The sequence below is a fragment of the Methylotetracoccus oryzae genome (genome assembly GCF_006175985.1).
GTDB lineage: Bacteria > Pseudomonadota > Gammaproteobacteria > Methylococcales > Methylococcaceae > Methylotetracoccus > Methylotetracoccus oryzae.
Genome location: NZ_SRSH01000007.1, coordinates 1 through 25,733, shown reverse-complemented (window position 1 = coordinate 25,733; position 25,733 = coordinate 1). Strand labels below are relative to the sequence as shown.

Below are 25,733 nucleotides of genomic sequence, written 5' to 3'. Positions count from 1 at the left end.
GGGCGGAGAGACTGGTTGGATGTATCTGCCGGTCTTGATGATTAAGAATGACATGGAGGCAGGAGCGGCCGTGACCGTCGATTCCGCTGAAACGCGCAGAGTAGCGGTAGCCACTTGGCTCCGGGCGGTCGCCGTGTGTTGCCTGCCGATTATCTTGGCCGGAGTTGGCTGCAAGCCGAAGCCGAACGCCGGCGGTCAGGTTGCCGCGCAGGTCAACGGCCAAGAGGTCACCGTCCACGAACTCAACCAACGCCTGGCGAATGTGGAACTCCCTGCGCCTGAGCTCGCCTCCAAGGTCAAGCAGGAAATTCTCGATGAACTCATCGATCGTGAGTTGCTGATGCAGCGTGCGGTCGACATGAAGCTCGACCGTGATCCGCAAGTCATGCGGGCGATCGAACAGGCACGCGCCAACATTCTGGCAGAGGCCGTTCTTGAGCGGCGGGCGGCCGGCCGTCCGGAACCGACCGCAGAGCAAGTGCAAGCCTTCCAACTGTCGCACCCTGAATTGTTCGCGAAACGTCGTGTGTACGAACTCGGCCAATTCACGGTGGCGCGTGACGGCCTGCCGCAGGAGTTGCTGGCGAAGCTTGAAGGCGCCCGCAGTGAGCGTGAGGTCGAGCAGGCCCTCAATGCCGCAAAAGTCGATTACGCCCTCGCGGCCGTCAGTCGGGGTGCCGAGCAGTTGCCTATGGAGCTGGCCAGGAAACTGTTGCCGATGGCGAAAGGCGATATCGTGATTTTCCGCGATGGTCCCGAGGCGCAGCTGATCTTCATTCGAGATTTTCGCGAAGAGCCGCTCGACAGCGAGCAGGCGCGCGTCAACATCAAGGAATACCTGGTCAATTTGGAGCGGCAGACGGTGCTCGCGGCGCTCGTGAAGGAACTGAGAGAGAAGGCTGAAATACGCTATCTCGGCGAGTTTGAACGCGCTGCCGTGGCCGATCCTTCGCCGGAGAAGCCTCAAGACAAGCCAGCGCTCCCCGGGCAAACTCTGCCGTCGCACGTCGAACGCGGGCTGTCGGGTTTGGTAAAGTAACGGGCGTGCGACTCACCAACGAGTTTGCTGCCAAGGAACAGGACAAGAGTATGAACCGTGGCTACGGAAACACTATGAACCCTCGAAAAATACCGAAGCCGATGGCGTTGGCAGGTGGCACGCAACGCCCATGGCGTTCCGGCATCGGGCTCAACTCGCTGATACTGCTGGTTCTGGCTTGGTGCCTTGCACCGGCCGCGCTCGCGGCAGACTATCGCCTGGGTCCTGGCGATGTCGTGTCGATCAACGTGTACGACTATCCGGAACTGCTCACCGAGACGCGCGTCAGCGATTCAGGTTCGATTACCTTTCCGTTGATCGGCGAAGTGAGTGTCTCTGGGAAGACGCCGGCCGAGATCGAGAAGCTCATCACCGGGGCCCTGAGCAGCGGGGGGTTCATCAAACAGGCCCAGGTGCACGTAAAGGTTCAGGAATTCGTCAGCCAGAAAGTGTCGGTGCTGGGAGAGGTCAGGTCACCAGGCAAATATTCGACACAGGAAGCGACGAGGGTGACGGAAGCCATTGCGCTTGCGGGAGGCGTCAACGTGGAGACTGGCGGCGACAAGGCTTATTTGACGCGCAAGGACGATCCGACCAAGAAAATCGAGATCGACCTGCACGCACTGATGCATGCCGACGCCAGTCATGACCTTCCGGTCCAGGGGGGTGACATCATTTTCGTCCCGAAGGCCGCGCAGTTTTACATCTACGGCGAGGTCACCAAGCCAGGCCACTACAAGATCGAACGCAACATGAGCGTCCAGCAGGCGATCTCGGTGGGGGGTGGGCTCACGACCAAGGGGACCGAACGAGGCATGGAAGTTCGCCGAACACAGCCCAACGGTGAGCAGGTAACGATCGAGGTCGAACCGACCGACATGATCAAACCCGACGATGTTCTGTACATTTACGAGAGCTGGTTCTGATGAATTTTAATCAGGTTTTCCAGATTCTTCTGGCGCGGTGGAAGATCGCGGCGGCCGTATTTTTCGTGACCGTAATCGCTGCCTACGGAATCAGCAAGCTTCTGCCCAAGAAGTACACCGCTGCCACGACCCTCATCGTGGATTTCCAGGGCATGGATCCGATTACCGGCGCCGTGATCAATGCCCAGCAGCTCTTGCCCACGTACATGGCGACCCAGGTCGACATCATCAAGAGCCATGCGGTCGCGGTCCGGGTGGTCGATGCCAGCAAACTGACCGAAAGCCCCGAACTGCGCGAGTCCTACCAGCTGAGCACGGAGGGTCGTGGGAACATCCGCGACTGGACGGCCGATCTGCTTTTGAACGATCTTGCCGTAGAGCCTTCCAAACAGAGCAACGTGATCTGGATCAGTTTCACCGCTGCCGATCCGGAGTTTGCCGCGATGATTGCCAATGCCTTCGGCAAGGCGTTCGTCGAGACCAACCTTAACTTTCGGACCGTGCCGGCGCGACAGAATGCGGCATGGTTCGAGGAACAGTTGAAGGGGTTGCGCGAAAACCTGGAAAGGGCCCGCAGCAGACTGTCCGATCTGGAGCGGGAAAAAGGCGTGTTCGCGGCAGATTCCCAGACGAGGGATCTGGAGAGCGCTCGTCTGGCGGAACTGTCGTCGAAGCTGGTGCTGGCGCAGGCCGACCTTTCAGAAGCCTTGTCGCATCAACAGGAACTGCAGGCGGCACGAACCTCAGGTCGATCCCTGGAATCGTTGCCCGAGATCATCTCCCACCCGCTGGTCGTCAACCTCAAGACCCAGATCGCGCAGGCCGAGGCCAAACTGGCCGACCTGTCCGATCGCGAGGGGCGCAATCATCCCCAGTACCTCAGCGCCAAGGCGGAACTGGCGAGCCTGCGGGAAAAACTGAAACTTGAAATTGCAACGATCGTCAACGCAATCAACTCGGGGGTGACCATTGCGAAGCAGCGCGAAGCGCAGTTGCGTGCCACGATCGCAGTCGAGAAACAAAAGGTCCTGGAACTGGGGAACAAGCGCGACGAACTGGCGGTGTTGACGCATGAAGTGGAGAGCGCGCAGCGCTCCTATGATGAAGCCATGCAGCGTTTTTCCCAGACCCGCCTCCAGGGCGAAGCCAGCCAGACGAACATCGCCGTCCTGAATCCAGCGGTGCCCCCGCTCGAACCCTCGTTCCCCCGGACTCTCTTAAACGTCGCGCTGGCCGGAATTCTCGGTTCGTTGCTGGGGCTGCTCGCGGCCCTCGGCCTGGAGATGCTCGATCGTCGGGTGCGTGGAATCGACGATCTGGAGTTCGCGCTCGATTTGCCGGTGCTCGGCCTGTTGCCTGGCAATGGCGGGGCACGACGACTGGGCGGCAGCAAGGGACCGACCGTGGCGGCGTTACCCTGGGGACGAGCCGGTGGCGATTAGTCACGGTGTGGGGATTGGAGTCTTCAGCGGGCGCATGGCCAAACTTCGTGACCTGATGCTCGGGCAAGGCGTGCTGCGCGAAACGGCAGATGCCGCGGTGAAGACAGGCCGCCAGAGGGGTTCAGCGCCGAGACTGCATGCCTTGCTGCTGTGGGTTACTGCGCTGACACTCGTGTCTCCGGGGGTATCGGCGGTCCCACCGAAAACCCTGACCAAGCTGCCGAATAATCTGAATGAGTATTTCCAGCCTTTCATCTGGAATACCTTCAGCTACGACAGCAACATATACCGCGCACCCAACGATCCGCCCATCGTCGATCCGAACTGTGATCGCGGTGGTGCCACGGCCTGTTATCTGCCGCCCGGTGCGAGCAAGAGCGACTTCATCAACCAGCTGTCCATAGGCAGCAAGATCCTCGTGCCTTTCTCCAGGCAGCTGTGGACACTGAATCTATTGGGTGCCAATAATTCCTTCGTACGCAACAGCTCGCTCGACAACCTCTCGTGGGATACCAGCACGGCGTTCGATCTCGAGTGGGCCGACTCCTGGTCTGGGAAAGTGGGCGCGCGTTACGCGCGTCAACTCGGTGGATTCGGCAACTTCCGTTTTCCCGGCAAGGATCTATTGACGTTTATCAACTATTTCGGGAACGTCACCTACCGGATCAGTCCGCGTTTGCGGGTCACCGCGGGTGGCGACTGGAATGAGGTGACGCACAGCCTGCAACGACGTCAAAATCAGGACGTGGAAAATACCACGGCCCGCATCGAGACAGTGTACGCGACCCCGCTGGGCAACTCTTTCGGCTTGGAGTACACGCGCTTGGAAGGCAAGTACCCGGGGCGTGGTGCTGAAGTCGCGAATGGGTTTACGCGCACGTCCCAGGATAAGCCGCTTCTCGTGACGCGCTATCGGATCAGTGAAAAACTGACCTTTGATGGAAACGTCGGCTATTTGTGGCGCAACTTCGACAACGCCGACCGCGACTTCTCCGGCGAGGTCTGGCGATTGGGCATGACGTGGTTGCCGACGATCAAGACAGGGTTGACTGTAGCCGGTTACCACACGCTGGGAACCTATTTCGAAGAGCAGGGCCTGTTCTACATGGCCGAGGGCGTTTTGATCGAGCCAAGCTGGTACCCGACCGACAAAACCCTGATCTCGGCGACGCTGAATTATGAGACCCGTGATTATCCCCGGAGCGGGATAAATCGGCAAAACGAGGTTGTGGCGCCGGATCGGCACGATAACGCGTTTTCTGCCCGCGTCGCAGCGACCTATACGCCCGTCGACTATGCCGACTTCAGCCTGATTTACGAGTATGGACGACGCGGCGCGAATGGCGGCATCATCGACTCTCAGTTCTTCCAGTACAACTTCGACAGCATCTCTGCGATCGGGCGTCTCTATTTTTGAACGGGACTACACGGGATCGGTGCGCCGAATTACCTGGCGCTTCTGGCGCTGGATGCCACTTCGTAATCGCAAACTGCCGCAAACTGGGATTTCCGGTTACGCGGATTTCCCGTGCCACGATCGAACGGCAGATGCCTCTACCTCAGCGTCTCCGGCCCGTGCCCTGGCCCAGCAGGGAGCCCAACACACCTCGGACCAACTGGTTGCTGATCGATTTCGCCATCGAGCGAGCTGCAGTCTTGGCGAAGGCCTCAAGTACCGTGTCGGTTCTTCGAGACGCCGCCGGTCGCCCGACCTGTGCTGTCAGCACCGCCGCCTCAGTGGCGCGGGCCCGTAGAATTTCATAGGCGGATTCACGGTCGACCGGTTCGTCGTAGGTTCCCGCCAAAACGGAAGCACCGATGACCTCCGTGCGCTCGGCATCGCTCAAGGGTTTCAGCCGGCTCCGGGGAGGCAGGATCTTGGCGCGTTCCACGACCGTGGGCTGGCCCAGATCGTCCAGGAAAGACACGAGGGCCTCGCCGACTGCCAATTCGCTGATCGCGCTGGACACATCGAGCTTCGGATTGATCCGGAAGGTTTCGGCCGCTGCCCGTATGGCCTTCTGATCCTTCGGAGTAAAGGCGCGCAGCGCGTGCTGTACCCGGTTTCCGAGTTGCCCCAAAACCCGGTCAGGGATATCGATTGGGTTCTGCGTGACGAAATACACGCCCACACCCTTCGAACGGATCAATCGGACCACCTGTTCGATCTTGTCCATCAGCGCGTCCGGTGCGTCGTCGAACAGCAGGTGAGCCTCATCGAAAAAGAAGACCAGTTTCGGCTTGCTGACGTCGCCCACTTCCGGCAGGCGGTCGAACAATTCGGCCAGCAGCCAGAGCAGGAAGGTGGCATATAGCGTCGGTGACTGCACCAGCCGCTCGGCCGCGAGGATATTGATGCAGCCGGCGCCACTCGCGTCGGTCTGCATCAGGTCCTCCAGATTCAGAGCGGGTTCACCAAAAAACCGCTCGGCATCCTGTGATTCCAGCGCGAGCAGATTGCGTTGAATTGCGCCGACGCTGGCGCTCGACACGTTGCCGTACTGCGTCTTCAGTTCCGACGCGTGATCGCCCACGTACTGCACGATCGCTCGCAAATCCTTGAAGTCCAGCAGCAACAGCCCGTTGTCGTCGGCGACACGAAACGCGAGGTTCAGGACGCCGCTCTGCGTTTCGTTCAGGTTCAGGACACGCGATAGCAGCAAGGGTCCCATATCCGAGATGGTGGTTCGGATCGGATGCCCTCGCTCGCCATACAAGTCCCAGAACAGGACCGGAAAGCCGCGGTACGAGAACTCATCGACGCCGAGCTGCCGGGCCCGCTCGTTGATCTTGGCGTCATCGGAACCCGCCGCGGCAAGTCCGGACAGGTCGCCCTTGACGTCGGCCATGACGACCGGAACGCCGATCTCGCTGAACGCTTCGGCCAGGACGCGCAAGGTCACGGTTTTTCCGGTTCCCGTGGCACCTGTTATCAAGCCATGGCGATTGGCCATGGCCGGCAGCACGCCCAGAAACGTTTCGGCTTTTGCGATTGAAAGCAGCTCACGCATGACGATGGGGGAATCTGCAGAGTTGTGCGGAGGGTTTAAGTGAGGGCTCAATATTCCCAGGTTTAGCTGGAGCCGTACCGCTGTCGCTAGTCACTTGACAGCGAGTATGCCGCAGAAGTTGTACCAACGAAAGAAAGTCTCGCACGCCGTGAAGCCATTGCGGAGCAAGAGCTCGCGGTTCTCATTTTCGTGGTAGGGAATCAACACGTTCTCCAGTGATTCGCGCTTTTGAGCGATTTCGAGGTCGCTGTAACCATGCCGCCGTTTGAATTCGAGATGGCTGCGGATGAAAAAACGGTTCAGACGAGAATTTTCGCTCGACATCTTCTCGATCAGCAGGACGCAGCCGTCGTCCCGGAGTCCGCGGGCGATGTCGCGAATGACCCGGTCTCGGTGCAGTGGCCGGATGAACTGAAGGGTCCAGGCCATGATGACCACGGACGCGTCGTGGACGGGGGTCTCGTCGGCCAGATCCCGGCATACGACCTCATAGCCGTTATGCAGGCCTTCGCGCCTGAATTTGTCCTCGGCCTGACGCAGCATGGCGGCGGAGGAGTCGACGCCGACGAGTCGGACGGGCACCGTCACGGCGCGGTCCACCGTCAGCAGCGTGTTGCCGGTGGAGCACCCGAGATCGACGACCCGGGACCCCGGTGTCGCAAAGTCGGCGGCGATCTCGCCGATCATCCGCTGAATTTCGCGATACAGGGGGATCGAGCGATCCAACATGTCGTCGAAGACCGCGGCTGTCTCCGGGCCGAAATCGAAATCTTCGAGCGTTGAGCGCCGTTCGCGAAAGAGCGTGTCGGTCGTCACGGTGAGGAGAGGGGGCGCAGAAAGGGAGGGGCTCAGGGGCGATGGCAGGGCACGCTAGGCCAGCCGCCGGTCATAGTGGTCACGGCGCCCTCCCAGGAAGCACCCTGCAGGTCGATGCGGGCAGTTCACTTCTGGCGCAAATGCTTGTAGGCATTGATCAGGCCGTTGGTTGAGGAGTCATGCGACGACGCCGGCTCATCGTTGCTCAGCTCGGCCAGGATGGTCTGTGCGAGCTGTTTCCCCAACTCGACCCCCATCTGGTCGAAGGAATTGATGTTCCATATCGCCCCCTGCGTGAAGATCTTGTGCTCGTAAAGCGCGATCAGCGAACCGAGCACACGCGGGGTCAGTTTCCGGTAAAGGATGGTGTTGGTTGGTTTGTTGCCGGGAAAGGTCTTCGCTGCAGCGGGCTTGGCGAGATCGTTCTCATCCACGCCGCTGGCGCGAAGTTCCGCCAGGGCCTCGTCATAGGTCTTGCCGCGCATCAACGCCTCGGGTTGGGCGAGAAAGTTCGCGATCAGGATTTCGTGGTGACGCCCCAGCGAATGATGCCCTTGCGCGGCGGCAATGAAGTCGCAGGGAATCAGCTCGCTGCCCTGATGGATCAGCTGATAGAAGGCATGTTGTCCGTTCGTACCGGGCTGCCCGAAGATCACCGGACCCGTGGGATAAGCTACCGGCTGTCCGTTGATGTCGATGGTTTTGCCATTGCTCTCCATGTCTCCCTGCTGGAGATACGTCGGCAGATACTCGAGATACTGGTCGTAAGGCAGGATCGCGTAGGTCTGGGCGTCGAAGAAGTTGTTGTACCAGATGCCGAGCAATCCCATCAGCACCGGGATATTGCGTTCAAAGGGCGTTGTCCGGAAGTGCTCGTCGACCTGGTGAGCGCCTTCCAGCAATTCTTCGAAGCGGTCCATTCCGACGGCCAGCGCGATCGGGAGCCCGATGGCCGACCACAGCGAGTAGCGACCGCCGACCCAGTCCCAGAACTCGAACATGTTCGCCACATCGATCCCGAATGCGGCCACGCGCTCGGCATTCGTCGAAACCGCGACGAAGTGCTTGGCCACCGCCGCATCGTCCCGCGCGTGATCGAGTAGCCAGGCCCGGGCGGATAGGCCGTTGGTCATCGTTTCCTGTGTCGCGAACGTCTTGGAGGCGACACAAAAGAGCGTGGTTTCGGGGCTGAGGTGCTTGACCGTTTCGATCAGGTCGGCATCGTCGACGTTCGAAACGAAGTGGGCCCGCAGCTTGTCGGACCCGTACGGCTTCAGGGCTTCCACCACCGTTCTGGGGCCGAGGTCGGATCCGCCGATGCCGATGTTGACGATGTCGGTGATCGCCTTGCCGGTGTAACCCCGCCATTCGCCGGAACGGACGGCGGCGGTGAAGCGGGCCATGCGTTCGAGTACACGGTTGACTGCGGGCATCACGTCGACCCCATCGACGCAGATGGGCCGATTGCTCCGGTTGCGGAGCGCGACGTGCAGCACGGCTCGCTCCTCGGTGACGTTGATTTTGTCGCCTCGGAACATGCCCTCGATACGGGGCGCCAGCTCGGCCTGTCTGGCGAGTTGCAGCAACAGGTCGACGGTGCGTGGCGTGATGCGATTCTTCGAATAGTCGAAAACGAACTCGTCCCAGTGGATGGAAAAGCGGGAGTAGCGCTCAGGGTCCTCTTTGAACAGGTCGCGCATATGCAAGCCGGCAATTTCCGCCTTGTGGGCCTGCAAGGCGTTCCATGCTGGGAGCCGGGTGGGTTGGGTCATCGATGCCTCACTCTGACGGCGGTTCGCTTTGGTTGTGTTGGAAATGCTACTACAGACGCAAGGGACTTGGTACGCACCCGCGCCCAAACCAGGCGGAGCGCGTGATCGCGGGAATGAAGCTTGCTTTTCGGTATAATTCCCGCCTGTTGGAACACATGCGGGATCGATGATGAGCAGCGAACAGAAACCTTGGGGTGGGCGTTTTTCCGAGGCCACCGATGCCTTCGTGGAAGCGTTCACGGCCTCGGTCGAGTTCGATCGACGGCTGGCGCGGCATGACATTCAGGGTTCCATCGCCCACGCGCAGATGTTGCAGCGCATCGGCGTGCTGACGGAAAAGGAGATGCACGCCATCGTGCGCGGTCTGGAGGACATCGCCGGCGACATCGACCGGGGCGATTTCCACTGGTCGCTGCAACTCGAAGACGTGCACATGAACATCGAGGCACGGCTGGTCGATCGCATCGGGGAGACCGGAAAGAAGCTGCACACGGGCCGGTCCCGAAATGACCAGGTCGCCACCGACCTGCGTCTTTACCTGCGCGAGGCAGTCGATCTGATCTGCCGGGACCTCGCGCGGCTGCAGCGTGCGCTGGTCGACCTGGCGGAGAGGGAGGCCGACACCATCATGCCCGGGTTCACACACCTCCAGACGGCGCAGCCAATTACCTTCGGCCACCACCTGCTGGCCTGGTACGAAATGTTGGCGCGCGACCGTGAGCGGCTGCAGGATTGCCGGAAGCGCATCAATGTCATGCCCTTGGGCGCCGCCGCCCTGGCCGGCTCCAGTTTCCCGCTGGATCGGCACTGCACGGCGCAATTACTGGGCTTCGACCGGCCTGCGGCCAACTCGCTGGACGCTGTCAGTGACCGCGACTTCGCAATCGAGTTCGCTGCCTGCGCCAGCCTGCTGATGATGCATTTGACCCGGATCGCCGAGGAACTGGTCTTGTGGACATCGAGTCAGTTTGCCTTCGTCGAGCTCCCGGACAAGTTCTGCACCGGCTCATCGATCATGCCGCAGAAGAAGAACCCGGACGTCCCCGAACTCGTGCGGGGCAAGGCGGGTCGCGTCTTCGGTCACCTGTTCGGCCTGCTGACGCTGATGAAGAGCCAGCCGCTGGCATACAACAAGGACAACCAGGAAGACAAGGAGCCCGTCTTCGACACGGTCGACACACTGAGGGCCTGTCTGCGCGCCTTCGCCGATATGGTTCCCCACATTCGCGCGAATCGCGACGAAATGCGCCTGGCCGCAAGCCGCGGTTATGCGACCGCGACCGATCTGGCGGATTATCTGGTACGCAAGGGCTTGGCCTTTCGCGATGCGCACGAGGTGGTCGGCAAGGCCGTGCGGCTTGGGGTCGAAACCCGGCGCGATCTGGCCGCGCTTTCGCTCGGAGAGCTGCAGCACTTTTGCGAACTCATCGATGACGACGTCTTTGCCGTACTGACGCTCGATGGCTCGGTCTCGGCGCGCGATCATTTCGGCGGTACGGCTCCCATCCGTGTGCGCGAAGCGGTCGCGGAGGCCCGGCGCCACTTGCCGGCGGACTGACGTTGATTACCGAAGAGCGCGTATCGACGCTGATCGACCTGATGCGCCACGGCGAGCCCGTCGGCGGGAGCCGTTACCGCGGTCAGGTCGATGATCCGCTCAGCGACAAGGGTTGGCAGCAAATGTGGGCCGCCGTCGGCCGCGAAGCTCCGCCTTGGGACATCATCATTACGTCCCCCTTGCAGCGCTGCCAGGCATTTGCGGAAGAACTCGGGCTACGGTACGGGATCCCGGTTGAGCCCGAGCCGCGCATCAAGGAACTGGGATTCGGCGCCTGGCAGGGCAAGACCCACGAAGAGCTGGCGACGCTATATGACCCGGGCGTGCTGCAGCGCTTCTTTCGAGACCCGATGACGAATCGGCCCAAGGATGGCGAGGGGCTGGGCGATTTTCGGGAGCGTGTCGTCGCTGCGTTGCAGGAGACGGTCGACAAGCATGTTGGCCAGCACGTCCTGATGGTATGTCATGCGGGTGTGATCCGGATGGTCTTGGCACACATACTCGAGGTTCCGCTGCGGAACCTGTTCCGGATCAAGGTCGATAACGCGATGATCACGCGTATCGAGTGCCTGGAACAGGGCGACGAGTTTCTCGGTCATCTGATTTTTCACGGCCGCACGCTCTAGCCAACCTTGGCGTCCTTTAGTCCCATCCCGGGGTGGTGCCAGGCGAGCCGGTTCTCGCGTCGATTCAGGGGAAATGGACGGGCCGGCTGACCGCGACAGGCAGGATCCGATCCCCCGGTTCCCGACGGACCGTGCTTGCGCGCGCCGCGCCCGCCGTCGCCGCGCTCCGATTACGTCGTCACACCGCCGGAACTGCGACCTCCGTGACGAGCACCTTGTCGACCCGGTTGCGATCCATGTCGATGACTTCGAAGCGCAGGCCCTCGAATTCAAAGCAGTCGGTGACGCGCGGTACATTCCCCAGCCGCAGCATCACGAATCCGCCGACCGTGTGAAAGTTGCCCATCTGCTCCTCGGGCAGGAGGGCCAGGTCGAACAGTTCCTTGAACCGCTCGATGTCGAGCATGCCGTCGATCAGCCAGGAACCATCTTCACGCCGGACGACCTGCGGTTCCTCGTCGCTCGCATCGGAAGGAATGTCTCCGACGATTGCCTCGAGAATGTCGCTCAGCGAAACCAGCCCGTCCAACTCGCCATATTCGTCGACCACGATTGCGGTGTGCAGGTGTGACTTCTTGAACTGTTCGAGCACCTGCATCAGCGACAGCGAATTCGGCACGAACAGCGCCGGTGTCAGCAGTTCCATCAGATCCGCCTTCTCGCCGGCCAGCATCCGGTTCAACAGATCCTTCGTCTTCACGAAGCCAATCAGGTTGTCCAGCCCATCGTTGCACAGCGGGAGTATCCAGTGCGGGTGTTCGGTGATCGTTTGCCGGTTGCGTTCGAACGGTTTCTGGATGTCCAGATAAACGATGTCCTTGCGGGGCGTCATGATCGCGCCGACCTTGCGGTCGTCGAGACGCAGGATATTCTCGACCAGCTGCTGTTCGCTGCGCTCGAACACGCCTTCTACCGTGGCCTGTTCCAGCAGCACCTTGATCTCCTCTTCCGTCACGGACGGCTCGTCGGGTGGCCGGACGCCCAGCGCCCGCAGCACGAGATCAGTGGAAACGCTTAACAGTTTGACCAGCGGCAGCGCAACAACCGACAGCAGGTGCATGGGTCGAGCGAAGAAGGCGGCGATTCCCTCGGGGCGCAGCAAGGCCAGGCGTTTCGGGACCAACTCGCCGATGATCAGCGAGATATAAGTGATCGTGGCGACCATGATCGTCAGGGACAGTTCATGGGCGTAAGCGCTTAGCTCCGGTATCGTCAGGAAGTAATCGTGGAGCTGATCGGCGATGACCCGCTCGCCGAGCGCACCGCTCAGGATGCCGATCGAGGTGATGCCCACCTGTATCGTCGACAGGAAGCGTCCGGGTTGCTCGGCCAGTTCCAGCGCGCGAGCCGCCCCCTTGCTGCCCTTCTCAGCCGCATGTTGCAGCCGGACGCGACGCGCGGACACGATCGCGATCTCGGACATCGCGAACAGCCCGTTCATCACGATCAGGAAGAGTATCAACCCGATGTCAAACCACATGGCATGGTCCGGGTTTAGGCGCCGCGAGAACGCTGCCAACGGTGATCGGATCCGGCTCGTGCGCCGCGGCTGCCATGACGGAACCCGGCCAATGAGATGCCGGCTTCGGGGTCGAAGCGGCGGGCTGATAAGCGTTGATCGCCGGACGACGCGGCCGTCCCGGCTGAGTTAGCGGAGCCGGATGGGGAGACGATGATGGCAAAATCGGAGGTGACTCGCTGCTGGTGATACGGCCCCGATTATAGGGGACGGCGCCGAGAATCGGCCAGACTTGCCCGCGCTGAATGCCACGCCGGTGCGCTCGGGGCCAACTTGTGCGGGAGAGTCAATTCGTCTAACGTACCGCATCCGGAAGTCCGGACAGCTGAGCGCCGACTACCGCTGCCCGTTCTTCGTGTCATCTTCCAGCGTTGCCGCGCCATCCGTGAACACCGGCCGGCGGTACGTCTAGCAGACATTTATTTTGTGCGTGGGAATATCGTGTCGCCGTGCGGGTGCAGGCGTCGGTTGCGGTGGCCGACGGCAGCCGCCAGGACACGCCTCTTGCGCGTTCCAAATCCAACATTGAACGGCGAGTAGGGAAGGGGAGCAATATGGCCATGTCGATTGTCGCGTGCGCCCAGGAGGGGTTGCAGCTGATTCTGGCGGACCGGCGCACGAGAACCATCAGTTACGGTGCGCTGGTGGCCTTCTTCACGATTGGCTTCTCGGTTGGTTGGGGGGTGTCCTTCGCCTTCGTGTCGTCCATTGCCGCCCTGGTCTTCGGCATCCTGTCCATCGCCTGGATCAATGTCCAGTCCCCCGGCAATCTGCGTATGCAGGAGATCGCCGCGGCGATCCAGCAAGGCGCTCAGGCCTACCTCAATCGTCAGTACAGCACCATCGCCGCGGTCGGCGGCGTGCTCTTCGTCGTGATCGGTTTCGCGCTCGGCTGGGCCGTGGCGGGCGGTTTCGCCGTGGGCGCCGCGTTGTCGGGCGCCGCCGGCTACATCGGTATGCACATCTCCGTGCGCAGCAACTCGCGCACGGCGCAGGCCGCGTCGCGCGGGATGAACGCGGCCTTTACCATGGCCTTCCGTGGCGGTGCCATCACGGGCCTGCTGGTGGTGGGCCTCGGGCTGCTCGGAGTGGCCGGTTACTACACCATCCTGAAGAGCCTGGGTGTTGCCGATCCCCTGCATGCGCTGGTGGGACTGGCGTTCGGCGGATCGCTGATCTCCATCTTCGCTCGTCTCGGCGGCGGTATCTTTACGAAAGGGGCCGATGTGGGGGCCGATCTGGTCGGCAAGGTGGAGGCCGGCATCCCGGAAGATGACCCACGCAACCCGGCGGTGATCGCCGACAACGTCGGGGACAACGTCGGTGACTGTGCCGGCATGGCGGCCGACCTGTTCGAGACCTATGCGGTGACGATCGTCGCCACGATGCTGCTGGGCGGCCTGATCACCGACGGACGCGACAACGCCGTGATCTATCCGCTGGTACTGGGCGGCGTGTCGATCCTGGCCTCGATTGTCGGCACCTTCTTCGTAAGAATCACCACGGGCCGCCGCATCATGAGCGGTCTCTACAAGGGCGTGATCGTGTCGGGCGGCCTTTCGGCGGTGGCCTTCCTGCCCGTGACCGTGTTCATGTTCTGGGGTGGCCTCCCGTCCGGTGACACCACCCTGTCTGCCATGGGCATTTACGGCACGGCCCTGATCGGTCTGGTGCTGACCGCCGTGATGGTGGCGGTCACCGAGTATTACACGGCGACCGAGTATCAGCCCGTCAGACACATCGCCGGAGCCTCGACGACCGGTCATGCGACCAACATCATCGCCGGTCTCGGGGTCTCCATGAAGTCCACCGCGATTCCGGTCATTGCGGTCTGTGCCAGTATTTGGGCCGCGCACTCGCTAGCCGGTCTCTATGGTATCGCCATCGCGGCGACATCCATGTTGTCGATGACCGGCATGATCGTCGCCCTGGATGCCTACGGCCCCATCACGGACAACGCCGGCGGCATCGCGGAGATGGCGAATCTGCCCGAGGAAGTCCGTCATATTACCGATGCACTGGACGCCGTCGGCAACACGACGAAGGCGGTGACCAAAGGGTATGCGATCGGCTCGGCCGGACTGGCTGCGCTGGTGCTGTTCGCGGACTATACCCACGCTCTGGGTGGGCAGGTGGCATTCGATCTGTCCAACCATCGCATCATCATCGGTTTGTTCATCGGCGGACTCGTGCCCTACCTTTTCGCCGCGATGGCCATGGAAGCGGTCGGACGGGCGGCCGCAGGTATCGTCACGGAGGTCCGTCGCCAATTTCGGGAGATCCCCGGGATCATGGATTTCAAGGCCAAGCCCGATTATTCGAAGGCGGTGGATTTGTTGACGAAGGCGGCGATCAAGGAAATGATCGTCCCGTCGCTGTTGCCCGTCGCGGTCCCGCTGGTGGTCGGCCTGCTGCTGGGCAAGGAGGCACTCGGCGGCGTGCTGATCGGCACGATCGTCACCGGCCTGTTCGTCGCGATTTCGATGACCACCGGAGGCGGCGCGTGGGACAATGCCAAGAAATACATCGAGGACGGCGCCTTCGGCGGCAAGGGCTCCGAAGCCCACAAGGCCGCGGTGACGGGCGACACCGTTGGTGATCCGTACAAGGATACCGCCGGCCCGGCCGTCAATCCGATGATCAAGATCATCAACATCGTTGCGTTGCTGATCGTTCCGCTGCTGTCCTAGGAAGGCTCTGTTCCATGCAGAGTCTCCCTGGGGGACTCGACGCGCAGGACCGTCGCGCTGCTGCGCGACCACGATCGGGGAGATTTCGGTGCCAAATCAGACCGCGCTGAATGCCGTCCATCGACAGTCCGGTGGCAAGCTGGTGGAGTTCGCCGGCTGGGAACTGCCGCTGCACTACGGTTCCCAGATTGGCGAGCACATGGCGGTGCGCAAGGCGGCCGGCATGTTCGACGTGTCGCACATGGGGGTCATCGATCTGTCGGGACCGCGGTCGCACGCGTTCGTACGCCACCTGTTGGCGAATGACATCAACCGCGCCGGCGAGGCCGGCGCCGCGCTGTATTCGTGCATGCTGAATCCGGCTGGCGGCATCCTGGACGACGTCATCGCCTACCGCGGGGACGTCGGCCGTTGCCGCCTCGTGGTCAATGCCGCGACGCGGGAACGCGATCTGGACTGGATCACCCGCCAGGCGGAGCCTTTCGGCGTCGACGTCTGCTGCCGTGCCGACCTGTCGATGATCGCCGTCCAGGGCCCGCGGGCGCGGGATCTGGCGCACCAGGCCCTGCCCTGGCTGTCGGCCGGGGCGCCCGGACTGCCCGTCATGCACTTCATCACGATTGGCGATGCGCAGGCCGCGCGGACCGGCTATACCGGCGAGGACGGCTACGAGCTGATCGTTCCCAGCAGCGAGGCCGTTGTGACCTGGGAAGCCCTGCGGGACGCCGGCGTCGCGCCCTGTGGCCTCGGCGCGCGCGATTCGCTGCGGCTCGAAGCCGGGCTTCGGCTCTATGGCAGCGACATGGACGAATCAGTCACACCCTACGATTGCGGTCTCGCCTGGACGGTGGCGCTGGAGCCGGCCGATCGCGATTTCATCGGGCGCGCCGCGCTGCTCACTCGACGCGCGCAAGGTGGCTCCCGTTTCGTCGGTCTGATCCTCGAAGAACCCGGGGTATTGCGCGGCCACCTGCGCGTGCAACTGCCGGGAGGCGGCGAGGGCGTGACGACGAGCGGCGGCCATTCGCCGACGCTGCAGCGCTCCATCGGTTTTGCCCGCCTGCCGGCCGGCAACGAAGATCGCTGCCGGGTCGAGATTCGTGGCCACTGGAAGCACTGTCGCATCGTGCCGCCTCGCTTCGTGAAATACGGCCAGCCGCTGGTGGCCCTCTGAGCCGCCGGCCGGCGCGCTGGGGTGGCCCCCGGCCCGTTTGCGGGGCAGCGTGCGAACCCTTGTCGCGATCCGCTGACTAAAGGGTTACCCGCAGCCTACAACCGCATTTCCAGACTATCCCAACCCATCTGCCATGACCAACGTGAATCCGCTGCTCGAGAACCGCGAACTTCCGGCCTTCACCGCCATCAAGCCCTCCGACGTCGTGCCCGCCATTCAGCAGATCCTCGAGGAGAATCGTGCCGAGGTCGCCCGTATTGCGGCGCAGCCGGGTCCCTTCGATTGGGGCGGGCTGGTGGCAAGACTGGAGGTGCTCGACGACCGCCTCGCCAAGGCCTGGTCGCCAGTCGGCCATTTGAACGCGGTGATGAACAGCGACGAACTGCGGGTTGCCTACAACACCTGTCTGCCGCTGCTGAGCGCCTACTGGACCGAATTGGGTCAGAACGAAGGGCTTTACGCCGCCTACCGAGACTTATCCGCAAGCCCGGCCTACGCAACGTTCGAGCCGGCGCAGCGCAAGATCGTCGAGGACGCTCTGCGCGATTTCAGGCTTTCGGGCATCGAACTGGAGCCTGCGCAGCGGGAACGCTTCAAGGCCATCGCACAAGAGTTGTCGCAGCGGCAGAGCCGTTTTCAGGACAACGTACTCGATGCGACGCAGGGCTGGACCAAGCCAATCAGCGAAATCACGGCTTTGGCCGGTCTGCCGGAGTCGGCGCTGGCGGGTGCGCGGCAGGCTGCCGAACAGCGTGGCCAGGAAGGCTGGTTGCTGACGCTGGAATTCCCGTCCTATATCGCGGTGATGACTTACGCCGACGATCGCGAATTGCGGCGGGAAATGTATACGGCCTTCGCGACGCGTGCCTCAGACCAGGGGCCGAACGCCGGGCAATGGGACAACTCCGGACTCATGGAGGAGATTCTGGCGCTGCGACACGAGAAGGCGCAACTGCTCGGCTACGCGAGTTTTGCCGACTTGTCGCTGGCCACCAAAATGGCGGAATCGGCCGATCAGGTCATGGCCTTCCTGGTCGACCTGGGCGAGCGGTCGCTGCCCGTGGCGCGGCGTGATCTCGACGAACTCCGTGCGTTCGCCCGAGAGCACTGTGGGCTGGACACTCTCGAAGTCTGGGACATGGCCTATTGTTCCGAGCGCCTGCGTCAACACCGCTATGCGTTTTCGCAGGAGGAGGTCAGGGCTTACTTCCCGGCGCCGCGCGTGCTCGACGGCCTCTTTGCGGTCGTCGAGCGGCTCTATGGCCTGCAGATCCGGGTCCGCGACGGCGTCGAGGTCTGGCATCGGGATGTCCGCTTCTATGACGTGCTGGACGGGCGCGGTGAGCGACGCGGGTCGTTCTATCTCGATCTCTATGCCCGCCCGAACAAGCGCGGCGGCGCCTGGATGGACGAATGCGCGGCCCGCCATCGTTTAGAGGGCAGCGTGCAGTACCCGGTCGCTTACCTGGTGTGCAATTTCACGCCGCCGGCCGGCGACACGCCGGCATTGCTGCGGCACGATGAAATGGTCACGCTGTTCCATGAATTCGGGCATGGCCTGCACCACATGCTGACGCAGATCGATCACCGAAGCGTGTCGGGCATACATGGGGTGGAATGGGATGCCGTCGAGCTGCCGAGCCAGTTCATGGAAAACTACTGCTGGGAGAAAGAGGCTTTAAGCCTGCTGTCCGGCCATTATCAGACCGGAGCCCCTCTGCCGGCGGACTTGTTCGACAAGATGCTGGCGGCGCGGAATTTCCAGTCAGGAATGCAGATGGTGCGACAGCTCGAGTTCGCCCTGTTCGACTTCCGTCTGCATCGCGAATACGACCCGGCGGTCGGCGGCCGGGTACAGGCCATTCTCGATGAGGTGCGAGAGCAGGTTGCCGCGGTCATCCCGCCGCGCTTCAACCGCTTTCAGCACAGTTTTTCGCACATCTTTGCGGGTGGTTACGCTGCCGGCTACTACAGCTACAAATGGGCTGAGGTCTTGTCCAGCGACGCCTTCTCACGTTTCGAGGAGGAGGGCGTGTTCAACCCGGAAACGGGGCGGTCATTCCTGCAAAACGTGCTGGAGAAAGGGGGCAGCCGCAAGGCGATGGACTCCTTCGTCGCGTTCCGCGGGCGCCCGCCGCAGATCGATGCCCTGTTGCGTCACAACGGCATCCTCCCGGCGACGGCTTGACGATGGAGTTGGCAAGCGTGCGTGAGCGCGACCGCGAACCGTTGTTCGCCGCGGCGCGTTCCGCGTGGAAAGCCCCGCGTAGCTTCGAGCTTCCCTAGCGAGTCCCAAATACTACGATGGTTTTGCCATGGGCGCTGATGCGCCGTTCGCGCTCCAGCTGTTTCAGCACGCGCCCGGCCATCTCGCGCGAGCAACCGACGAGGCGCCCGATCTCCTGCCGCGTAATGCGGATCTGCATGCCGTCGGGGTGTGTCATTGCATCGGGCTGAGTGCAAAGTTCGTGCAGCGCATGAACGATGCGTTCCGATACGTCGTGCACCGCCAAAGACGCGCTGCGGCGGTCGCTCTTGACCAGACGGAGTGCCACTTGCCGGCCTAATTCGATCAGGATGTCGGTGGCGTAGGGTGCCAGAGTCGTCCGCAGCAGCTCGCGGAGGCGAGCATAGCTCAGTGAGGCCACCACGGCCGGTTCGCGTGCGATGGCATTGACCTCGTAGGCCCCCTCGCCCAGAAAGAAGCCGGCCACGCCAAGGAATTCGCCGCGACAAACGTAAGACAGCACGACGTCTTGATCGCTGGCCAGTGTCGTCTGGCTGTCCGCGGCGCGCAGGCTCTTTTCGGGCATGACGATGGCGATCGAGCCTTCGGTGACGAAATGCAGGGTATCGATTCGGTCGCCTGGTCTGAAGACATAGGCGCGCGAAGCATAGCGACGCTGATGAGAGTTCTTCAGCAGCGCGCTGATGGCAGGAGTGTGTAGTTCAACCATGACGTCTTGATCCCCCGTGGCACGGTTTCCTATTCGTGGCGGATGCGGACCTAAGTCTAGTAGTGCGGTCCTGCGTTTGGGCCGGAAAATTATGGTATTCTAGCGCGCTATTTTGGTGGCACCGAGAGTCATGAAAGCGCGGGTTAAGTGGGTTGAAGATGTCCTGTTCGTCGGCGAGTCCGGCAGCGGACATGCCGTCGTGATGGATGGGCCACCGGATAGCGGTGGGCGCAATCTCGGGGTTCGGCCGATGGAAATGCTGCTGCTCGGCATGGGTGGGTGTACCGCCTTCGACGTGGTGCATATCCTGCGCAAGGGGCGGCACGTCGTCGAAAACTGCGAAGTGCTCCTCGACGCGGAGCGGGCCGAAGCGGATCCGAAAGTGTTCACCAAGATACATGCTCACTTCGTTCTGAAGGGCGTTGGTTTGACAGATGCGGCCGTGCGGCGTGCAGTCGACTTGTCTGCCGAGAAGTATTGTTCCGCTTCCATCATGCTGGGGGCTACCGCCTCCATCACCCATGACTTCGAAATCCTGACGGATTGATGCGGGTTCGAGCGGTTTTGTCGGGCAATCCAGCACCGATTCCAAACCCAGCCGCCGAAGAGTCCCGCTTCGCAGTCGCTAGCTAATCAGCTCCAAATCTAGATCACCGGGGTGGCGTGAAGTCCATGGATAAGTTGCAACTGCACGGTTTCAACAACCTCACGAAGTCGCTCAGCTTCAACATCTACGACATCTGCTACGCCAAGTCGGAGCAGCAGCAGCGCCGCTACATCGAATACATCGACGAGGCCTACAGCGCCGAGCGGTTGACGCAAATTCTGACCGATGTGAATGCGATCATCGGGGCTGAGATCCTGAACATTGCCCGTCAGGACTACGAGCCGCAGGGCGCGAGCGTCACGATGCTGATCTCGGAGGGGCATGTGCCGAACAGCGTGACCAATATCGAGGGTCCGGGACCGGTCCCCGAATCCGTGGTCGGTCACCTGAACAAGAGCCACATCACCGTCCACACCTACCCGGAGAGCCATCCCTACGGCGGACTCAGCACATTCCGGGCCGATATCGACGTGTCGACCTGCGGACGCATCTCACCGTTGAAGGCGCTGAATTACCTGATTCACAGCTTCCAGTCGGACATCGTGATCATGGACTATCGCGTCCGGGGATTCACCCGCGACATCAGCGGCCAGAAGCATTACATCGATCACGAGATCACCTCGATCCAGAACTACATCTCCGACAGTATGGCGGAGCGGTATCAGATGATCGACGTGAACGTCTATCAGGAACAGATCTTCCACACGAAGATGATCCTCAAGGACTTCGTGCTGGACAACTATCTTTTCGAAACGGCAAAGGATGCGCTGACCCCGGAAGAGCGCACAGCGATCCAGAAGCAGTTGAAGCAGGAGATGGCCGAGATCTTCTACGGCCGGAACTACAAGCTGCGGCGCTGAAGCCAAGCCTCTGCAACGCGCGGCCGCCGCGGGGACGCCCAAGCCCTGGTTTGTAGTGGCCGGTGGAACTGGCCTGTTGGCGCGGCCGGAGCGCCGTCTTGATCCCGCCTCGTGACGCTCAAAGTGCCGCCGGACCGCATTCTGGAGACAGAAAGGGGGTCTCGGACACGCTTTCCGACCCCCGGCCCGAGCCGACTATCTCGGGTGAAGAGACATCGCTTCCCCGCGGCCATGCGCCAGTCGGGCGGCAGCCAGTGACGCGCTGCTGGTGCGAGGTGACATCGCGAGGGTCCAGGTACCGATGAATTGCACTCCCACGGTCTGCATACGGTAGGCGGCATGATTGATCAGTGCCCGGATGAAGACGATCACGCCAGCCATCTCCAGCGATTCTTCGATCGCGGTGATCAGATTGTACGTTTGCGTGTTTTCCCCGTGACGTTCCGAATACCAGCCGCCGATCATCTCCACGCCGATCGCTCCTCCCAGGAACAAGATGCCGCCGCCGATGAAGGCAAGGGCCGTCGGTGCAGGCAGGCGTCTTAGAAAGCCGACGAAGTAGAACGCCAGGACGGCAACGAGACCCATCGCGGGAATCACCCAGGCAAAAAAGAAGATGCCGCGCGGACCCGGTCCCATCATCGCGCGTATGGGTACCGCGAGCGACTCGTGCAGAGAACAGGCCTCATCGATCGCCATGAAGGCGAACCCGACGGTCAGCAGCCGCCAGCGCATCAGATCCTGACCGCTGCTGCGCGACTCGGCTACCGTGATGCCCAGTAGGAGTGTCGCGGCGATGAGATGCAGGCAGACGCTGAAAAACATCGGCAGACTCTGCTCGGCATCGAGATTGAAGAGGCTGGTCAGACCGAACAGGCGCTCATGCCCTGTGTGGATCTTGTAGGCCTGGATAGCCACACTGGCAACGACCAACAGCCCGGCGATCATACTCAGCCAGAACGTCGCCCAGGAGGCATGTACGGAAAACTGGTGGCTGACTTTGTTGTCATGCCGATAGGCTCGGTGGGTTTGCATCGTTTTGGCCTTATGGTTGGGGTTTCGCGCCTGTTGCGCAGCATGAGCAATGCCAATCTCTCAATGTTCTGTTCTTGAAGGAAAAAGGGATGTAATTCGGGGTATTTCGGGCGGGATTGAAAAAAATCCTGACAGCTCCGGTTGCCTCGCCGCAGAACCATTGCGAAGAAGAGTGTAGGACACGGTGGCGCCGGGCCCGGTGGGGCAGATCAAAACGGCGTCGTAGGCCTGACAGGGAATGGTCAGGACGGCGCCGCCGCAAGCGGGTCGCCCGCCGGACCATCGCGCCCGTCCCGGCGAACGCAGCGGCGGAGCTGCTCGACAGGCTAACGGGCGTTCGGCGGCACGGCCTGCGAAGGGGGCGGCGCTAGCGTCTCTGCGGCCTAGGCTGACGCAGGGGCTCTTTGGCGTCGATCGGAACTGCGGCAAGTTCTGCCTGGCATCACTGCCATGCCCGGCGGATATCGATTAGGAAAAGCGCGTGATGGGAGATGCCAAGGTGTGGCGGGTTCAAGACCTGGATGGGCGCAGCCTGGGATCACTGGCTCAGTCGGGCTGAACCGGTCGGCGGCATGCCTTCCTTGGTGGAGAGACGCCTGGCCAGCCGGAAAACGTGGGAGGGGCAACGCGGTAAGCCGCTGCCGCCGCATGGCCTCGCGGCAGCGGTCGCGGCAGATCAGTGGCGGAAGTGGCGGATGCCGGTGAAAACCATCGCCAGGCCGTGTTCGTCTGCCGCGGCGATCACTTCATCGTCCCGAACCGAGCCGCCGGGCTGGATCACGGCGGTCACGCCCGCGGCGGCTGCCGCATCGACGCCGTCGCGGAATGGAAAAAAGGCGTCTGATGCCACCACCGAGCCCTGCACGGTCAAGCCCACGTCTTCGGCCTTGATCGCGGCGATGCGAGCGGAGTAGACACGGCTCATCTGTCCGGCGCCGACGCCGATGGTGCGCAGGTCGCGACAGTAGACGATCGCGTTCGATTTCACGTAACGAACCACCTTCCAGGCAAAGAGCAGGTCTTCCAGCTCACGCTGATCGGGCTGCCGGCGCGTCACGATCTTGAGGTGCGACCGGTCGACCGCGACGATGTCGCGATCCTGAACCAACAATCCCCCCGCTACCCGCCGGTAGTCCCATTCGACGTCATCCGCCGGGTCGGTGCTGCCGCAATCGAGCACCCTGACATTCGGCTTGGTGGCCAGTGCCGTGAGCGCGTCGGCGCTGATCCCGGGCGCGATGATGACTTCAACGAACTGCCGCTCGACGATGGTCTTCGCCGTCGTCGCGTCGAGCGGGCGGTTGAAGGCGATGATGCCGCCGAACGCGGAAGTGGGGTCGGTGGCGTACGCGCGATCATAGGCTTCGAGCGTCGTCGCAGCCTGGGCCACCCCGCACGGGTTGGCGTGCTTGACGATCACGCAGGCCGGCGCATCGACAAAGGTCTTGACGCATTCCAGCGCGGCGTCAGCGTCGGCGATATTGTTGAACGACAACTCCTTGCCCTGCAGCTGGCTGGCGCCGGCGATGCTGCCGGGTTTCGGGTGCGTCTCGGTATAGAAGGCTGCCCGCTGGTGAGGATTCTCCCCGTAACGCATGGGCTGCGCCCGGGTGAAGCGCAGCAACAAGCGTTCCGGCAGTGCAGTCTCTCCGCCGAGGTATTCGGCGATCGCCGAGTCGTACCACGACGTGTGCCGAAAGGTCTTGGCCGCGAACGCGAACCGGGTCGAATCGGTCAGCGCTCCGTCATTCCGACGCAGCTCGTCCAGGACAGCGGGGTAGTCCGCGGGATCGACGATGACGCCGACCGAGGCATGATTCTTGGCGGCAGCGCGGAGCAACGCGGGACCGCCGATGTCGATGTTCTCGATCGCCGTGTCCAGGTCGCAATCGGGACGCGCAATCGTTGCCTCGAAGGGATACAGGTTAACGACGACCAGGTCGATCGGCGGGATGCCGTGCTCTGCCATGATGGCTTCGTCCAGCCCGCGCCGGCCCAGGATCCCGCCATGGACTTTCGGGTGCAGGGTCTTGACCCTGCCATCCATCATTTCCGGAAAGCCCGTGTAGTCGGAAACCTCGGTGACGGGAATGCCGTTATCGGCCAGCAGGCGCGCAGTGCCGCCCGAAGAGATCAGTTCGATCCCCAGCACGTGCAGATCGCGTGCGAAATCGACGATACCGGTTTTGTCTGAAACGCTGATCAGCGCGCGCGCGACCTTCTGCTGGGACATGGGAGTCAAGACGGGTCCAGTGAGTAGGAGGAAAGAAATTCAGGCCAGCCCGTGCTGCGCCATCTTCTTGCGTAGTGTGCTGCGGCTCAGACCCAGGACCTGAGCCGCCTTGCTCTGATTGTGTCCGCAGTGCTCCAGCACGACCTCAAGCAAGGGGCGCTCGATCTCCTGCAGCACCATCTCGTACAGGCCGTTCGGGGCGCTACCGTTCAGGGCGCGAAGATAGTGGTCCACTGCGATGCGGACGTGATTGCAGAGCAAGTCACGACCTTCAGGCGCGCAGGGAATGACGATGTCCATCGAGGCGCTGCGTGATTCCGCTGTCATTCGGATTCTCCCTGCCGTTGACTATCGAACAACGCCGGCAGCAGAGCCCACTGCTGCGTCGCTGTCTCCTGTTGATTGAAGCGCCGCAGGAGTTCGGAGGACGTTGCGGCGGCCTGACCAAGGTACCAGCCGACATGCTTGCGAGCGATACGCACGCCCGCGTATTCACCATAGTGCGCATACAGCCCCTGCAGGTGTTCGCGAACAGTGGCCAGAATGGCATCGGGTCCGGGGGGCGGGCAGTCGATCCCTGATTCGAGGAAACGCTCGATCTGGCGGAAGATCCAGGGTCGGCCCAGGGCCGCGCGACCGATCATGATCCCGTCCGCCCGCGTTGCCTCCAGCACTTGCTGCGCTTTCTCGGCAGAGTCGATGTCGCCGTTGGCGATGACCGGGATGTTGACAGACGCTTTGACCATGGCGATTGTATGGTATTCCGCAGACCCGGAGAAGCCGCAGGCGCGGGTCCGGCCATGCACCGACAGGGCGCTCACGCCGGCCGCTGCGGCCAGTTTCGCAACGCTTACCGCGTTGCGCTCGGCAGCATCCCATCCGGTCCGAATCTTCAGCGTCACGGGGACGTCGACTGCCTGGACCACGGCATCCAAAATCTGCGCCACCAGTCGCTCATCGCGAAGCAGCGCGGAACCGGCGGCTTTGTTACAGACCTTCTTCGCCGGGCACCCCATGTTGATGTCAATAATTTGTGCACCGCGCTCCACATTGAAGCGCGCCGCCTCAGCCATCTGCATGGGCTCGGCACCCAGGATCTGTGCCACACGCGGTTCTGTTTCACCGCGGTGATCCGTTTTCTGCCGGGTCTTCCGACTGTCGAGCAGGGCCGGGTTGCTCGTTGCCATTTCCGCCACCGCCATGCCGGCGCCCCAGCGGCGGCAGAGGTTTCGGTAGGGCAAGTCCGTAATGCCCGCCATCGGCGCGAGGATCAGACGGTTGGCCAGTCGGTACGGTCCGATCTGCATGACTTGGGGCGAGCGGGGAAAGGTCGCGAAGTTTACTGCAAACCGGAACCTTGGCAAAGGCTGTTGGAACAGGGGTGACGGCGCTCTGGCAGGCGCATCAGGGAACGCCTTAAGGCGGCGTAAGGCGGACGTGGAGAGGGCAGGTTGGATTGCTATTCCCC

Annotated in this window: 20 protein-coding genes; 11 read left to right on the top strand and 9 right to left on the bottom strand. The window is 62.2% G+C overall.

Annotated elements, in window-relative coordinates:
* The first annotated feature begins 19 nt into the window (after positions 1-19).
* The 4 genes from BWR02_RS08460 (at position 20) to BWR02_RS08445 (ending at position 4,824) form a co-directional block, all read left to right on the top strand.
* On the top strand, positions 20-1,039 hold the full coding sequence (locus tag BWR02_RS08460) for an EpsD family peptidyl-prolyl cis-trans isomerase (protein WP_139557323.1): 1,020 nt from the start codon (positions 20-22) through the stop codon (positions 1,037-1,039).
* 74 nt (positions 1,040-1,113) lie between these two features.
* Positions 1,114-1,965, top strand: a complete 852-nt coding sequence (gene epsE / locus BWR02_RS08455) for a polysaccharide export protein EpsE (protein WP_162560078.1) — start codon at positions 1,114-1,116, stop codon at positions 1,963-1,965.
* Entirely contained in the window at positions 1,965-3,407 is a 1,443-nt protein-coding gene (epsF, locus tag BWR02_RS08450; RefSeq protein WP_139557321.1) for a chain length determinant protein EpsF, read from the top strand. The genes epsE and epsF overlap by 1 nt, the downstream gene beginning before the upstream one ends.
* 34 nt (positions 3,408-3,441) lie before the next feature.
* Positions 3,442-4,824, top strand: a complete 1,383-nt coding sequence (locus BWR02_RS08445; protein WP_139557320.1) for a porin family protein — start codon at positions 3,442-3,444, stop codon at positions 4,822-4,824.
* A 142-nt stretch (positions 4,825-4,966) separates the two neighbouring features.
* Here BWR02_RS08445 and BWR02_RS08440 read toward each other — a convergent pair whose 3' ends face one another.
* The 3 genes from BWR02_RS08440 to pgi form a co-directional block, all read right to left on the bottom strand.
* A complete protein-coding gene (locus BWR02_RS08440) occupies positions 4,967-6,418 on the bottom strand; it encodes a helicase HerA-like domain-containing protein (RefSeq protein ID WP_139557319.1) in 1,452 nt (483 codons plus the stop codon).
* Positions 6,419-6,508: 90 nt separating this feature from the next.
* On the bottom strand, positions 6,509-7,234 hold the full coding sequence (cmoA, locus tag BWR02_RS08435; RefSeq protein WP_201276202.1) for a carboxy-S-adenosyl-L-methionine synthase CmoA: 726 nt from the start codon (positions 7,232-7,234) through the stop codon (positions 6,509-6,511).
* A 125-nt stretch (positions 7,235-7,359) separates the two neighbouring features.
* On the bottom strand, positions 7,360-9,006 hold the full coding sequence (gene pgi / locus BWR02_RS08430) for a glucose-6-phosphate isomerase (RefSeq protein ID WP_139557317.1): 1,647 nt from the start codon (positions 9,004-9,006) through the stop codon (positions 7,360-7,362).
* A 169-nt stretch (positions 9,007-9,175) separates the two neighbouring features.
* On the opposite strand from pgi, the gene argH reads away from it, so the two are divergent.
* Positions 9,176-10,564 carry an argininosuccinate lyase gene (argH, locus tag BWR02_RS08425; protein ID WP_139557316.1) on the top strand — a complete coding sequence of 463 codons (1,389 nt, stop codon included), beginning with the start codon at positions 9,176-9,178 and terminating at the stop codon, positions 10,562-10,564.
* A 2-nt stretch (positions 10,565-10,566) separates the two neighbouring features.
* Positions 10,567-11,190: a histidine phosphatase family protein gene (locus BWR02_RS08420; RefSeq protein ID WP_236102048.1), complete on the top strand. Its 624-nt coding sequence runs from the start codon at positions 10,567-10,569 to the stop codon at positions 11,188-11,190.
* A gap of 178 nt (positions 11,191-11,368) precedes the next feature.
* Here the strand turns inward: BWR02_RS08420 and BWR02_RS08415 are convergent, their stop codons facing one another.
* The gene (locus BWR02_RS08415; RefSeq protein WP_139557315.1) at positions 11,369-12,670 is read right to left on the bottom strand and encodes a hemolysin family protein; all 1,302 of its coding nucleotides are present in this window, start codon (positions 12,668-12,670) and stop codon (positions 11,369-11,371) included.
* A gap of 599 nt (positions 12,671-13,269) precedes the next feature.
* On the opposite strand from BWR02_RS08415, the gene BWR02_RS08410 reads away from it, so the two are divergent.
* From BWR02_RS08410 to prlC, 3 genes are all read left to right on the top strand, one after another.
* Positions 13,270-15,399: a sodium-translocating pyrophosphatase gene (locus tag BWR02_RS08410; protein WP_236102046.1), complete on the top strand. Its 2,130-nt coding sequence runs from the start codon at positions 13,270-13,272 to the stop codon at positions 15,397-15,399.
* An 88-nt stretch (positions 15,400-15,487) separates the two neighbouring features.
* Positions 15,488-16,573, top strand: coding sequence for a glycine cleavage system aminomethyltransferase GcvT (gene gcvT, locus BWR02_RS08405; protein ID WP_139557314.1), 1,086 nt, complete (start codon positions 15,488-15,490; stop codon positions 16,571-16,573).
* A gap of 133 nt (positions 16,574-16,706) precedes the next feature.
* Positions 16,707-18,761 carry an oligopeptidase A gene (gene prlC / locus BWR02_RS08400; protein WP_139557313.1) on the top strand — a complete coding sequence of 685 codons (2,055 nt, stop codon included), beginning with the start codon at positions 16,707-16,709 and terminating at the stop codon, positions 18,759-18,761.
* 94 nt (positions 18,762-18,855) lie between these two features.
* On the opposite strand, the gene BWR02_RS08395 is transcribed toward prlC, so the two are convergent.
* Positions 18,856-19,530: a cyclic nucleotide-binding domain-containing protein gene (locus BWR02_RS08395; protein WP_139557312.1), complete on the bottom strand. Its 675-nt coding sequence runs from the start codon at positions 19,528-19,530 to the stop codon at positions 18,856-18,858.
* 130 nt (positions 19,531-19,660) lie between these two features.
* Between BWR02_RS08395 and BWR02_RS08390 the strand changes: the two genes are divergently transcribed.
* Complete coding sequence (locus tag BWR02_RS08390; RefSeq protein ID WP_139557311.1) at positions 19,661-20,077, top strand: OsmC family protein; 417 nt, start codon at positions 19,661-19,663, stop codon at positions 20,075-20,077.
* A 125-nt stretch (positions 20,078-20,202) separates the two neighbouring features.
* The gene (gene speD / locus BWR02_RS08385) at positions 20,203-20,997 is read left to right on the top strand and encodes an adenosylmethionine decarboxylase (RefSeq protein WP_129883582.1); all 795 of its coding nucleotides are present in this window, start codon (positions 20,203-20,205) and stop codon (positions 20,995-20,997) included.
* 195 nt (positions 20,998-21,192) lie between these two features.
* On the opposite strand, the gene BWR02_RS08380 is transcribed toward speD, so the two are convergent.
* The 4 genes from BWR02_RS08380 to dusB form a co-directional block, all read right to left on the bottom strand.
* The gene (locus BWR02_RS08380; protein ID WP_139557310.1) at positions 21,193-22,032 is read right to left on the bottom strand and encodes a DUF8692 domain-containing protein; all 840 of its coding nucleotides are present in this window, start codon (positions 22,030-22,032) and stop codon (positions 21,193-21,195) included.
* Between the two features lie 676 nt (positions 22,033-22,708).
* Positions 22,709-24,265, bottom strand: a complete 1,557-nt coding sequence (gene purH / locus BWR02_RS08375; RefSeq protein WP_139557309.1) for a bifunctional phosphoribosylaminoimidazolecarboxamide formyltransferase/IMP cyclohydrolase — start codon at positions 24,263-24,265, stop codon at positions 22,709-22,711.
* Positions 24,266-24,304: 39 nt separating this feature from the next.
* Entirely contained in the window at positions 24,305-24,592 is a 288-nt protein-coding gene (locus BWR02_RS08370) for a helix-turn-helix domain-containing protein (protein WP_139557308.1), read from the bottom strand.
* On the bottom strand, positions 24,589-25,572 hold the full coding sequence (dusB, locus tag BWR02_RS08365) for a tRNA dihydrouridine synthase DusB (protein WP_139557307.1): 984 nt from the start codon (positions 25,570-25,572) through the stop codon (positions 24,589-24,591). Before dusB ends, BWR02_RS08370 begins: the two co-directional genes overlap by 4 nt.
* Positions 25,573-25,733: the final 161 nt, after the last annotated feature.

What these genes read in the sequence shown, in the direction of transcription:
- pgi (WP_139557317.1), bottom strand. Translation starts at nt 9,006, where the DNA reads ATGACCCAACCCACCCGGCTCCCAGCATGGAACGCCTTGCAGGCCCAC.
- BWR02_RS08380 (WP_139557310.1), bottom strand. Translation starts at nt 22,032, where the DNA reads ATGCAAACCCACCGAGCCTATCGGCATGACAACAAAGTCAGCCACCAG.
- BWR02_RS08410 (WP_236102046.1), top strand. Translation starts at nt 13,270, where the DNA reads ATGTCGATTGTCGCGTGCGCCCAGGAGGGGTTGCAGCTGATTCTGGCG.
- epsE (WP_162560078.1), top strand. Translation starts at nt 1,114, where the DNA reads ATGAACCCTCGAAAAATACCGAAGCCGATGGCGTTGGCAGGTGGCACG.
- purH (WP_139557309.1), bottom strand. Translation starts at nt 24,265, where the DNA reads ATGTCCCAGCAGAAGGTCGCGCGCGCGCTGATCAGCGTTTCAGACAAA.
- BWR02_RS08390 (WP_139557311.1), top strand. Translation starts at nt 19,661, where the DNA reads ATGAAAGCGCGGGTTAAGTGGGTTGAAGATGTCCTGTTCGTCGGCGAG.
- BWR02_RS08460 (WP_139557323.1), top strand. Translation starts at nt 20, where the DNA reads ATGTATCTGCCGGTCTTGATGATTAAGAATGACATGGAGGCAGGAGCG.
- BWR02_RS08370 (WP_139557308.1), bottom strand. Translation starts at nt 24,592, where the DNA reads ATGACAGCGGAATCACGCAGCGCCTCGATGGACATCGTCATTCCCTGC.
- BWR02_RS08415 (WP_139557315.1), bottom strand. Translation starts at nt 12,670, where the DNA reads ATGTGGTTTGACATCGGGTTGATACTCTTCCTGATCGTGATGAACGGG.
- BWR02_RS08395 (WP_139557312.1), bottom strand. Translation starts at nt 19,530, where the DNA reads ATGGTTGAACTACACACTCCTGCCATCAGCGCGCTGCTGAAGAACTCT.
- argH (WP_139557316.1), top strand. Translation starts at nt 9,176, where the DNA reads ATGAGCAGCGAACAGAAACCTTGGGGTGGGCGTTTTTCCGAGGCCACC.
- epsF (WP_139557321.1), top strand. Translation starts at nt 1,965, where the DNA reads ATGAATTTTAATCAGGTTTTCCAGATTCTTCTGGCGCGGTGGAAGATC.
- speD (WP_129883582.1), top strand. Translation starts at nt 20,203, where the DNA reads ATGGATAAGTTGCAACTGCACGGTTTCAACAACCTCACGAAGTCGCTC.
- BWR02_RS08445 (WP_139557320.1), top strand. Translation starts at nt 3,442, where the DNA reads ATGGCCAAACTTCGTGACCTGATGCTCGGGCAAGGCGTGCTGCGCGAA.
- prlC (WP_139557313.1), top strand. Translation starts at nt 16,707, where the DNA reads ATGACCAACGTGAATCCGCTGCTCGAGAACCGCGAACTTCCGGCCTTC.
- BWR02_RS08440 (WP_139557319.1), bottom strand. Translation starts at nt 6,418, where the DNA reads ATGCGTGAGCTGCTTTCAATCGCAAAAGCCGAAACGTTTCTGGGCGTG.
- dusB (WP_139557307.1), bottom strand. Translation starts at nt 25,572, where the DNA reads ATGCAGATCGGACCGTACCGACTGGCCAACCGTCTGATCCTCGCGCCG.